Origin of the sequence: Dyella marensis (genome assembly GCF_900112865.1) — a bacterium.
GTDB classification, from domain to species: domain Bacteria; phylum Pseudomonadota; class Gammaproteobacteria; order Xanthomonadales; family Rhodanobacteraceae; genus Dyella_D; species Dyella_D marensis_A.
Map to the genome: position 1 here is coordinate 1 of NZ_FONH01000009.1, position 12,401 is coordinate 12,401.

The 12,401-nt window shown below is 58.4% G+C and carries 6 protein-coding genes and 2 pseudogenes; 1 reads left to right on the forward strand and 7 read right to left on the reverse strand.

Annotated features, from left to right (window positions below):
- Positions 1–378 precede the first annotated feature (378 nt).
- On the forward strand, positions 379–657 hold the full coding sequence (locus BM172_RS13090; RefSeq protein WP_026634696.1) for a hypothetical protein: 279 nt from the start codon (positions 379–381) through the stop codon (positions 655–657).
- 297 nt (positions 658–954) lie between these two features.
- Here the strand turns inward: BM172_RS13090 and BM172_RS22980 are convergent.
- The 7 genes and pseudogenes from BM172_RS22980 to mnmE all read right to left on the reverse strand — a co-directional run.
- Positions 955–2,496: pseudogene (locus BM172_RS22980) on the reverse strand (DNA translocase FtsK); the annotation flags it as partial.
- A 675-nt stretch (positions 2,497–3,171) separates the two neighbouring features.
- Positions 3,172–3,513, reverse strand: a pseudogene (locus BM172_RS22985) (DNA translocase FtsK 4TM domain-containing protein); the annotation flags it as partial.
- A gap of 99 nt (positions 3,514–3,612) precedes the next feature.
- Positions 3,613–6,714 (reverse strand): type I restriction endonuclease subunit R, encoded by a 3,102-nt coding sequence (locus BM172_RS13100; RefSeq protein WP_026634694.1) that lies wholly within the window; start codon positions 6,712–6,714, stop codon positions 3,613–3,615.
- Positions 6,707–7,867: an AAA family ATPase gene (locus BM172_RS13105; protein ID WP_026634693.1), complete on the reverse strand. Its 1,161-nt coding sequence runs from the start codon at positions 7,865–7,867 to the stop codon at positions 6,707–6,709. The genes BM172_RS13100 and BM172_RS13105 overlap by 8 nt, the downstream gene beginning before the upstream one ends.
- Position 7,868: 1 nt before the next feature.
- Positions 7,869–9,143, reverse strand: coding sequence for a restriction endonuclease subunit S (locus BM172_RS13110; RefSeq protein ID WP_081805122.1), 1,275 nt, complete (start codon positions 9,141–9,143; stop codon positions 7,869–7,871).
- Complete coding sequence (locus BM172_RS13115; RefSeq protein WP_026634691.1) at positions 9,140–10,696, reverse strand: type I restriction-modification system subunit M; 1,557 nt, start codon at positions 10,694–10,696, stop codon at positions 9,140–9,142. The genes BM172_RS13110 and BM172_RS13115 overlap by 4 nt, the downstream gene beginning before the upstream one ends.
- A gap of 349 nt (positions 10,697–11,045) precedes the next feature.
- Positions 11,046–12,389 (reverse strand): tRNA uridine-5-carboxymethylaminomethyl(34) synthesis GTPase MnmE, encoded by a 1,344-nt coding sequence (gene mnmE, locus BM172_RS13120; RefSeq protein WP_026634690.1) that lies wholly within the window; start codon positions 12,387–12,389, stop codon positions 11,046–11,048.
- Positions 12,390–12,401 lie beyond the last annotated feature (12 nt).

A 12,401-nucleotide genomic window follows, 5' to 3' on the forward strand; every position in this document is an offset into this window, starting at 1 on the left:
CCTACGACCCGCTAACCATCACCAACGCATAGGAGTTGATCATGGCTAAGCCAGATCATACGGGACTTCCGCGCTCGCCGATCCCCTCGGCGACACCCCCACCGACCATCCGGGCCGTCCGACGACGTTGCGGACACGGTTGAAGAACCGCAGGCTAAGAGTTTTCGCAGACAGTTTTCCGAGCCGTCCTACCCGGCGCGTAAGGCTGCGCCATAGCGAAACCTCCTAGTCCCGCATCCCACTTCCTCAATCAAGCCGCCCGGCGCTCAGCCTTTGAGCCGCCGGTGAACCCTCGAGTCCGTGTGATCGCGGTATGCCGTGCTGTCTGCGGCATGCCGTTTACGGAGCGAGGCCGCGGTGCTCAGCAAGGAGTTGCTTATGAACAACGTCTTTGGCGAACCCTGGATCATTCGACACACCAACTACTTCTCCGATCCGAACGCAGAGCCGGACGAACTGTTGAACGATGCCACCGAGTGGCTGCAGTACGCCTATAACGCCATCAAGCTGCTGGCGGAGTTGGTGCACGAACGCGGCAGTGTCGATGCCAATCGACTTCCAATCATGCTCGACGGCATCGCCGCCTTCATCGAAATGGGCACCCGCTGCACCACGCAGGCCCATCTACGCCTGCAGTGGCAACAACAATCGGCATAAACAACCGGCGTAGGTTGGGGTGAGCCGCAGGCGAACCCCAACGTTGCGGTGCACATCGATGTGCCGACGTTGGGGTTCGCTGTGCTCACCCCAACCTACGCCGGCTCTTTGCTCGTCATTCCTGCGCAGGCAGGAATCCAGTGGCGAAAGCTCAGGGTTTTCGCGACAAAGTCGATTTGGCTTTTCGCGACCATCGAGCGGTGTCGTTACTGGATTCCGGCCTGCGCCGGAATGACGAGCGGGGGGTGTTGACGCACTCCCAGGATGGGCGAGCTCTCTTCCGCGGCTCTGTCCGCTTTACTCCGCCGGCCCCGGCGCCAGCACGTCACGCTGTCCATTGATCCCCATCGGCGACACCAATCCCGCCGCCTCCATCACCTCGACCAATCGTGCCGCACGGTTGTAGCCAATGCGGAACTGCCGCTGCACGAAAGAGATCGACGCACGCCGCGTACGCAACACAAAAGCCGCGGCTTCGTCGTACAGCGGATCAAGCTCAGCGTCGCCATTTTCCTCAGCAAACAACTCGCCAGTGCCACCTTCACCCGGCGGCCCGGCAAGAATCTCGTCCTTGTAATCCGGCTCGCCATACTGCTTGAGATGCGCGACGACGCGATGCACTTCCTCGTCGGCAACGAAGGCGCCATGGATGCGCTGCGGATAACCCACACCCGGCGGCAGGAACAACATGTCACCCTGGCCAAGCAGACTCTCCGCGCCCATCTGATCGAGGATGGTGCGCGAATCGATCTTCGAAGAAACCTGGAAGGCAACGCGCGTGGGAATGTTGGCCTTGATCAGGCCGGTGATCACATCCACCGATGGCCGCTGCGTGGCGAGGATCAGATGGATGCCGGCCGCGCGCGCCTTCTGCGCCAGCCGCGCGATCAGCTCCTCGATCTTCTTGCCGGCGACCATCATCAGGTCGGCCAGCTCGTCGATCACCACCACGATCATCGGCAGCGTATCGAGCGTTTCCGGCACTTCCGGATGCGCGGGGAACGGGTTCATCAGCGGCCGCTCCGCGGCGCGCGCCTCGCGCACCTTGCTGTTGTAGCCGGCGAGGTTGCGCACGCGCAGATCGGACATCACGCGGTAGCGGTTTTCCATCTCGGCCACGCACCAGGCCAGCGCATTGGCGGCGAGCTTCATGTCGGTGACCACCGGCGCGAGCAGGTGCGGGATGCCTTCGTAGACCGACAGCTCCAGCATCTTCGGGTCGATCATGATCAGGCGCACGTCGTCGGGCGTGGCCTTGTACAGCATCGACAGGATCATCGCGTTCACCGCCACCGACTTGCCGGAACCGGTGGTGCCGGCCACCAGCATGTGCGGCGCACGCGCCAGGTCCGCCACTACCGGCTCGCCGGTGATGCCCTTGCCCATGGCCAGCGTGAGCAGCGAATCGGAGCCGCGGTATTCGCGCGAGCCGAGGATCTCGGACAACGCGATCATCTGGCGCTGCTCGTTCGGCAGCTCCAGGCCCATGCAGGTCTTGCCGGGGATCGTTTCGACCACGCGGATCGAAGTGCGGCCGAGACCGCGCGCGAGGTCCTTCATCAGCGCGACGATCTGGTTGCCGCGCACGCCGACCGCGGGTTCGACTTCGAAGCGGGTGATCACCGGGCCGGCGGAGGCGCCGACCACGCTGACCGGTACTTTGAACTCGCGCAGGCGCTGCTCGATCAGTTCGCCGGTTTCCGCCAGCTGCGTTTCGCTGACGGCGTCGGAGGTGGGCGGCGGTGAAGCGAGCAGCGAGAGCGGTGGGAGCAGGACGTTGGTGCGCGAGCGCAACGGCGTGGGAGCGGGCGCAGGCGCGGGCGCGGCAGCGATCGGCTCGTCGTCGTTGGCGGCGAAGCGGCGGGACGAGGCGGTGCGCGAGACCTGGGGTGCGTGGGCGAAGCTGGGTAGCTCTTCCGCGGCATCCATCGCGGTGTGTTCGGCGGATGCGGGCTCGACGAAGACAGGTTCGAAGACGGGCTCGGCGACGGTGGCTTCGGCGACTGGAATGCTCGCGGGTGCGATAGTGACGCGTGGAGCTTCGATCTCCGCCGGCGCGTGCGCACGCGCCGATGCGGCGCGCATGTCGATCTCCGTCGCGGCCGCTTGAACGTGGACACGCGCAGCCGGCTCATTCGCTGACGCACGCTCTGCCGCGGCCGCCATCGCCGCTGCAATCCGCCCTGTGGATACGCGCGGTGCGGAGACCGGCGCGACACGCGGCTGCTTCCACGGCTCGCGGATCACCGGCTCGTCCAGCGACGCCTTCGTGCGCTGCGTATCTCCACCGGGATGCATCTTGGACGGCGCGATGCGCTCCATCGTCGGCACGGGCGCAGCGGCCGGGCGCTGCGCGGTGTTCTGCGCCTGGCGCCGCGATACCGGCTTCGCCCCGGCGCGACGCACCGCGCCGCGCTGACGACGGGCGGGAAAACGCACACCACGAAAAGCCAGCAGGCGTTCGATCAAAACGGCAATACGATCGACCTTCGAGGACGTGCCCGCGAACAGCGCACGCCACGACACGCCGGGATACCAGCGCAAGGCCACCGCGAGGATCGCCAGCATCAGCAATGCCGTGAGCGCGGCGCCGAAGACCGAACCCAGTCCACTGGCCAGCACGCGACACACCGCACCGCCAGCCGACGGATCGTCCGTGTAATGCGCGACGACCAGACCTTCGAGCGTGGCGCTGGCCAGCAGCACCAACAGGCCGCCCAGCGCATACCGAATCGTGCCTTCACCACCTACCGGCCGTTTGCGGCCTTTGGCGACGAGGGCGCGAAGCGCGCGCCAGATCAACGGAATCAACCAAAGAGTGGACAGCCCGAAGGCGCCGAAGAAGAAAGTGAGCATGCTTGGTTTCGACTGGAACAGCGCCCCGCGAACTCAGCATGTTAGCGCCAATGCGTCAGGAACGGCAGAGGATAATGCCTTAAAGTGCTGTATTGCCTTCTAGACCGAACCGCCCACACCTTTGAATTTTTCGACGAACGCGGCGATCTTTCGGAAGACGTTCTGCTTCTTTGTCAGATATTGCGGATTGAGTGGACTCATCCGCGGTAGGAGAGTATTGAGCTCGGTGCCGTTTTCGCTGGCGAATTCCCGCTTGAGCGAAGCAGCGATATAGCGCTTTGCCGCCTCAAGATTCAGGCTCTCGGTCTCGATGAGTTCCCGAGCCTCGCGTTGCTGCTCTGCCTGGGCAAAGGTGAAGAAGACTTCGATCACACTGGCCTTGTCGCGAAGCTGATCCAGATCTGTCTGGTTGATGAAATCGACAACCAAGCTTTCTTTGGCACGGTTGCCCAGGCTCGCACGGATCACCCGGCGCACGTCCTCGACCAGGGCGACCTTGTCCTTGACCTTCTTGTTCTTCTCAAAAATCAACTCCAGGATGTAATCCAGGTTGATTTCCTGCGACTTGAGCAGGTCTACCTCGAAGACCACATCGTCCCAATCGATGCTGGATTTTTCTTTTTCCTCAGAGGATTTCTCTCGGCGCAGCCAGTCACGGATATCGTTGTACGTCGAACGGTAGTCCTGGACTTTACGATCGGAGGGAATGCGAATTGCCTGCAGTGAGGCCAGATCGGCATCGCTCAGATAATGCTTCGCCTTGAAGTCCTCGACAGCCTGCGGGTCGCTAAGGTCGATACCTTGCAAGGCTTTCAGACTGGCAAACTCATCGTAGTTCTGCAGGACATTCTCCACACGAAGATATTCGCCGAACAATTTGGCAAATACCTTCTTGTCGGACTCCTTTACGATGTCCACAGGATCAGGAAAGCGCTGCTCTAACTCACTGACCACGTCCATGAAGCCACGTCGGGCCTCACCGGTGACCACATCGGTGAAGCCGTCCATGTACTCCTTGTAGCTTTTCTCCAGCACCACGTTCCGGGTGTTCTTGTCGCCGAACAGGGTAATGGCATCGACGGTCGCCTTCTCCAGATCACGGAAGGTGATAATGTTCCCGAAGGTCTTAGTTGCGTCATAAATGCGATTCGTGCGCGAGTAGGCCTGAATCAAGCCGTGGTATCGCAGGTTCTTGTCAACAAACAACGTGTTCAGCGTCGGCGCATCGAAGCCGGTCAGGAACATCCCGACCACGATCAGCAAATCAACATCCTGATCTTTGACCCGTTTGGCCAGATCGCGGTAGTAATTCTGGAAGCCCTTGCTGTCCACGCTGAAGCTGGTCTTGAATAGCGCGTTATAGTCGGCAACGACAGCGTCAAGGAACTCCTTGGCACTGCTGTTCATGGCCGAGACTTCGAAGCCTTCGTCTGCGATGTCGCCTACCGCATCCTGTTCCTCATTGGCGGCGTACGAAAAAATGGTGGCTATCTTCAATGGCTTGTTGCGCTCCTTCTGCGAGATCTTGAAGGATTCGTAGTACAGCTTGGCCGCATCTACGCTGCTCACGGCGAACATGGCATTGAAACCCTTGGCGCCGGCTTGCAGACGATGGGTCTTTTGTCGGAAGTTGTTCAGGATGTATTGCGTGACTTCGCGGATACGGTCAGGATGCTGCAAGGCCTGCCTGTTTTCCGCCGCACTTAGCTTTTTCTCATCCAGCTCGCTTTCAATGGCTTTGAACCGCGGACGCACATCGTTGTAGTCGACCTTGAACTTAAGCACCTTTTCGTCGCGAATGGCATCGGTGATGACGTAGGAATGCAGTTCGCGGCCGAACACACTGGCGGTGGTATCCGCACCCAGGGCGTTCTGCGGGAAGATCGGCGTGCCAGTGAAGCCGAATTGGTGGAACTTCTTGAATTTCTTCTTCAGGTTTTTCTGTGCCTCGCCAAACTGACTGCGATGGCATTCGTCGAAGATGAAAACCACCTGCTCACCGTAGATCGGCAGATCGTTTTCGCTCTTAATCAGATTGTTGAGCTTCTGGATGGTGGTGACGATGATCTTGTTGTCGTCCTTGTCCAGATTGCGCTTGAGTCCAGCGGTACTCTCCGAACCGTTCACGCTATCGGGCGAAAAGCGCTGGTATTCCTTCATGGTCTGGTAGTCCAGATCCTTGCGGTCCACCACGAAGAACACCTTGTCGATGAATTCCAGCTCTGTTGCCAGGCGCGCCGCCTTAAAGCTGGTTAGGGTCTTTCCCGAACCAGTCGTATGCCAGACATAGCCGCCACCCTCAGTGCTGCTCCACTTCCCGGCCTGATGCGCGCTCTTTATCTTCCAAAGAATGCGCTCGGTAGCGGCAATCTGGTAGGGGCGCATGACCAGCAGGGTATCGCTGGCGTCGAACACCGAATATGTCAGCAGCACGTGGAGCAAAGTGTGCTTCTGAAAAAAGGTAGCGGTGAAGTCTTTCAGGTCTTTGATTGGGCTGTTGTCGGCCTGCGCCCAATTGATGGTGAAGTCGAAACTGTTCTTGTTGCGCTGCGTGGTATTGGCGAAGTAGCGCGTGTCAGTACCATTGGATATGACGAAAAGCTGCAAATATTTGAACAGAGATTGCTCGCTGTTGAAGCTTTCCTTGCCGTAGCGGTGCATCTGGTTGAAGGCCTCGCGAATGGCCACACCACGTTTCTTCAGTTCCACCTGCACTAGCGGCAGGCCATTGATCAGCACGGTCACGTCGTAGCGGTTGGCATGACGGCCGGTTTGCTCGAACTGCTTGATCACCTGCACTTTGTTGCGGGCGGTGTACTTCTTATCGAGTAGATAGATGTTCTGGATGTGGCCATCGTCGAACACGAAGTCATGTATGTGATCGTCATGAATCTTGCGGGTTTTTTCGACGACTCCATCACTGGGTTTGTCCAGCCAAGCTTCCACGAACCGCGACCATTCCCCATCCGAGAACCGGACGCTATTCAGTGCTTGCAACTGCTCACGGACGTTTGCGAGCAAGGCTTCGGGCGTGTTCAGGCGGGGCAGATATTCGTACCCTTGGTTGATCAGGTCCTGGATGAACTCCCGTTCGAGGTCGCCTTCGCTCTGGTAGCTATCGGCAACCTTCCACCCCTTGACGTACCTGTCGAGCACGATGAAGCTGTTCGACTCAGCGATGGGCTTGATGAACTCAACCATGTTGCGTTCCCTGTTGCTGCCAATAGCCATAACTGCCAATCAGGTGGTTCAGAAGGAATTTTACCGTCTGCTTCTCTTGCGGCGTCGGCTCGGCAACGGTCTCATCGGACAGGGTGCTGTGGCTGGTGAACTGGATGATACGATTTAAGTAGGCCAGCTTATCGTCGGGCAGTAGTTCCGACCATTGTGGGTAACCAAGGAAGCTTGCAGTTTTCTCATAGAGGTTACGCAGCAATGTGAAGTGATATCGCTGCACTTGGTCGGCGGCAATCGCCTGCTCAAGTGTCTTCCTGAGATGCAAGTGATAGGAAAAGCTCTTATTGGAATCGCCGTACTTGACGTTCAGATCGAAGGTGCCATCTTCCAAATGCTCCAATAGGTAGCAACCTTCCCTCTTTCCATTTTTGGCGAGCCCGAGCTCGTTATGGAGCACGTTGTAAAACAGTGGACTGTGAGTGGTGATGATGAACTGCAGGCTGGGCGGGCTGCTCCTGATAAGCTTCGCCAGATTGACGGCTAGTTCGATCAAGTGATTTTCGTCCAGCGAGCTCACCGGGTCGTCGATGAATACATATTCAAGTCGGTCAAACTCTCCGGTCTCACGATTTTCCGGCTCTGCAACACTGAGCGTACTGATGGCTTGATCCAGCAACGTATAGAAGATGCTCCAAATGAAGTTGCTTTCTTCGGCTTTCGAGATCTTGAGATTACCAGATCTTTCGTTATCGCCCCGCTGCAGCGAAAAGGTGACTTCGGAGAAATCTTCGCTGAAATGCGGGGTCAACTTGTCATTGGCATAGTGTTGAAAGTGCCTGACGATGTTTCCATCTTGTCCCAGATCTCTGAGCAGCGCGAGCAACCAGTCGGTAAACGAATTGGGCTGGATACGAAGCTTGGGCTCGGCATCCAGCGTCAGGTCATTATCCCAATAGAATAGGTCTTCGGTGAAGGCGCTATAGTACAAGATCTTTTTGTGTGGCGACCCGGACCGACTGACAGCCTCTCCTTCTCCATCAACGTTCTTAGGGGCGACAAACTGCTTGAATTCCCTAGAAAGACGCGTCTTGCCTGTACCGTTGAAGGCATAAATCAACTGCACCTTTTTGCCGGCGTCCTTAAGCTGCTTCGCGATTTCCCTGAGCGTCTTGCTCATATTATGCTACGTCCTCTCGCTCCACGAAGTTTAGTAGCTTGTCGCGGTAATATTCATACTGCTTGCTGCGTAACTCGATTTCACGCGGAAGACCTTCGCTGATGGAGTTGGCGAGAGCATCGAACTTATTGAGGATAGCGACAATGCGCTCCTGCTCTTCCAGTGGCGGCACCAAGATTCGAATCCTCAAAAGGATGTCGTCGTTGAGACTGACGCGCGTAGATAGGACAGCCATCTGAGTGATCTGTCTTCTAAAATGGGATGAGCGGAAGAAGTACGCGACGAATTGTGGATCGACGACGCCTTCCTCTTTGGGGCGAAGCCGCTTTGTGAAGCCATTGAATGTTGCTTTTGGATAGTCCCTGAGCGCGGCGCAGCTCATGCCGAGCCCTTCAAGGTCCTCGCTTGTTCTTGTGATGAAGACATCGCCCTTTTTGATCGAGTAGCGAGCTTGGTCCGCGTCCGTCGTATTGACAAGATCGGATAGGTCAGCCGGGACACTGAGATTGTTGAACACAGTCCTGAACGACAGAAACGGATGACCGAAGCCGAACTGATCCGCACTCTTTGAAAGTCCCGAAGACGACTCATATAGTTCGCCAACGGTGGTTAACCTCGCTTGTTTGCTTGCGCTATCCGCGCGTTCATCGAACGCCAGAAGCGCGTCGCGGTAATACTTGTATTGCCGCCGGCGCGCTTCCAGCTCCGCTTCCAGCTCCGCTTCCAGCTCCGCTTCCAGCTCCGTGAACGCGTCAAGCACTTTAACAATTTCGCGCTGTATTTCGAGCGCCGGAACAGGAACGCGTATTTTTGCGAGATTCCTCGCCGAAACATCAATTACTTTCGTTCCCGTTGCATATTTTTTTTTCTGATAAAAAAACTCAGGGGTGCGGAAGTAATACGAGAGATATTTCGGGTCCTGTTGATGTTTGATGACGGTGGCATGGCCACCGGTCACGATTTGCGATTCGCCAAGCCATGCAACCGCTTTACATACGTCTTCAATGTTTTCGCTCGTATTGGTTATGACTATGTCGCCAGTATCAACCTTTGCGAGCGGCGTTGCTGTTTTTGGAGCGACAAAGGAAATGGTTTTTGTAGCCCAAATGCCATAGTAAGTGTAAATCTGGCCGTAGTGGATGCACCCAATGCCAGACTCCGTAAATACGGATTTTGGCAGGCCATTGCCTCGCACGAGCTCAGCGATATCCCCGAGTGCTTTGAATTCCACACCATCTGGGCAGAGTTCCGAAATCAATTTGGCGATCCGACTCATGCTTCAGCCGTCCCACTTTCAATCTCGGCCACGATGGCATCAATTTCGGCACGCAACCTGTCGATTTTAGCCACCGTCGTTTTCAGCTCCGCGTTGACCTGGGTGATGTCCACTACTTCGCGGTTATCTCTCGCTTCGACATAGCTGCTCACAGACAGGTTGTAATCGTTACCGGCTATCGCCTCGTAAGCCACAGATTTGGCGAAGTGCGCTACGCCGGCCTTGCTGTCGAACACCTGCATGATCTGTTCGATGTACCTGTCGGATAGCTCGTTGTTGTTGGTTTTCTTGTCAAACAGGCCGCTCGCATTAATGAACTGGGTCTTGGTATCGGTCTTGTGCTTGGACAGCACCAGGATGTTGACAGCGATGGTGGTGCCGAAGAACAGGTTAGGTGCCAGCGCGATCACCGTTTCCACATAGTTGTTGTCCACTAAATATTGGCGGATTTTTTGCTCAGCTCCGCCCCGGTAGAAGATGCCAGGGAAGCAGACGATGGCGGCACGGCCCTTGCTGGAAAGATAGTGGAGCGCATGCAGTACGAAGGCGAAGTCGGCCTTGGACTTGGGTGCGAGCACACCGGCCGGGGCGAAGCGGTCGTCATTGATCAGGGTGGGGTCATCCGAACCTATCCACTTCACCGAATACGGCGGGTTGGAGACGATGGCGTCGAAGGGCTTTTCATCGTCGAAATGCGGGGTGCGCAGCGTGTCGCCAAGCTGGATGTTGAACTTGTCGTAGTTAATGTTATGCAGGAACATGTTCATCCGCGCCAGGTTGTACGTGGTGTGGTTGATTTCCTGGCCGTAGAACCCGTCTTCGATGATGTGTTCTTCGAACTGCTTCTTGGCTTGCAACAACAGCGAACCGGAGCCGCAGGCAGGGTCGTAGATTTTGTTGACGCTGGCCTGCTTATGCATGGCCAGCCGCGCGATCAGCTTGGATACGTGCTGCGGTGTGAAGAATTCGCCGCCGGACTTGCCGGCGTTAGCAGCGTAGTTGGAGATGAGGAATTCGTAAGCATCGCCAAACAGGTCGATGTGGCTGGCGTCGAAGCCGCCGAAATCCAACCCGGCCACACCCTTGAGCACAGCAGCGAGACGAGCGTTCTTCTCCTTGACGGTATTGCCGAGACGATTACTGGTGGTATCGAAATCGGCGAACAGCCCCTTGATGTCGTGCTCGGACGGATAGCCGCTGGCGGAGCTTTCAATGGCAGCAAAGATTCGAGCCAGGTCGGTGTTCAAGGTTTCGTTGTTGCTGGCTTGCGTGACCACGTTGGCGAACAGCTGACCGGGGTAGATGAAGTAGCCCTTGGTCTTGATGGCATCATCCTTGATATCCGCGGTGATGACGTTGTCAGCCACCTTGGCATACTGGATGCTGTCATCGCCACCCTCTATGTAGCTCGCGAAGTTCTCGCTGATGAAGCGGTAGAAAAGGGTGCCAAGGACATACTGCTTGAAGTCCCAGCCATCGACCGCACCACGCACGTCGTTGGCGATCTGCCAGATCTGGCGTTGCAGGGCGGCGCGTTGTTGGGTGCTTGTCATGCGGTGATTCCTAGTTCAGTGGGCTTGGCCCGCGTGCGAGGCGCGAGCCGATGGAGATCTGTTATCGCGACACTAGCTTGGTCGGTGTTCGGTCCAGTTTTTTTTAACCGGCAGTAGCGAATCCGTTTGCTCTCACTCGATCTCTACCGACCAAGAAATGTCGATAGAAGTCCTTGGATTATTAGGCCGATATTGGTGTATTGCTTAACTACCATCGATATTTTTAGGATCGGGCTATCCGCTGGATACCAAAAATGCGGTACTTCACGGTTAAGGATGCAATGACGTCTCGGTCCACAATCATAGGCAGTTGGGCAAGGTGACATCCATAGACGTCCATTGGATCACCTCACTTCCCGATACAAAATGACCCGAAGATCGCCCCCAGCAGATCGTCGCTGCTGTAGCTGCCGGTGATTTCGCCCAGTGCGTGCTGCGCCTGGCGCAGTTCTTCCGCGGCGAGCTCGCCCGCGTGTACGTCACGCAGCACGTCGGCGGTGCGGTCCAGGTGTTCGGCCACGCGTTCCAATGCCAGCACATGCCGGCGCCGCGCGCTGAAGGCGCCTTCGCCGCTGCCGGCGCCGGCCAGGCGCTTAAGGTGGTCGCGCAGGACGTCGAGGCCGTCGCCGTTCTTGGCGGAGGCCCATAGCCACCAGCTGCCTTCGCGCATCTCGCTGTGCGAAGGGCGGCGGTCGAGGTCGATCTTGTTGACCAGAACGATGCGTTCGACGTCGGCCTGCACGTCGGCGAACAGTTGCTGGTCTTCGTCGGCACCGGCGGCGTCGGTAACGAGGAGTGCGACGTCAGCGCGGGTCAGTTCGTGGCGCGCTCGGCGCACGCCTTCGCGTTCCACCGGGTCATCGGTATCGCGCAGGCCCGCGGTGTCGACCAGCTCCAGTGCGACGCCGTCGAGGTCGAGGTTCTCGCGCAGCACGTCGCGCGTGGTGCCGGCGATGTCGGTGACGATGGCGCGGTCGCTGCCGGCCAGCGCGTTGAGCAGGCTGGACTTGCCGGCGTTGGGGCGGCCGATGATGGCGACGCGCAAGCCGTCGGTGAGGCGCACGCCGCGCTGGGTTTCGCGCAGCAGTTCGGCCAGCTGTTTGCGCAAGGCCTGCAGTTGCCGCGCGATCGCTGGGTCGGCGAGGAAATCGATTTCCTCCTCGGGGAAGTCGATCGCCGCTTCGATATGCACGCGCAGCAGGATCAGCGCCTGCAGCAGTTCGTCGACCCGGCGCGAGAACTCGCCTTCCATCGAACGCAGCGCCGCGCGCGCGCCGGCCTGCGAACCGGCGGCGATCAGGTCGGCTACCGCCTCGGCCTGCGCGAGATCGAGCTTGCCGTTGAGGAAGGCGCGCTCGGTGAATTCGCCGGGACGGGCCAGGCGCGCGCCGAGTTCGCAGGCGCGGCGCAGCAGCGCATCGAGCAGCACGGCATTGCCGTGGCCCTGCAGTTCCAGCACGTGCTCGCCGGTGTAGGAGGCGGGGGCGGGGAAGTACAGCAGCAGGCCGCGGTCGATCAGTTCGCCGGCAGCATCGCGGAAAGCGGCGAAGTGCGCGTGGCGCGCTTCGGGCATGCGGCCCAGCAAGGCCTGCGCGATGGCGGGCACCGCCGGCCCCGACACGCGCAGCACGCCGACACCGGCGGCTCCGGGCGCGCTGGCGATGGCGGCGATGGTGTCGGCGGTGTCGCTCATGGCGGGGATTAT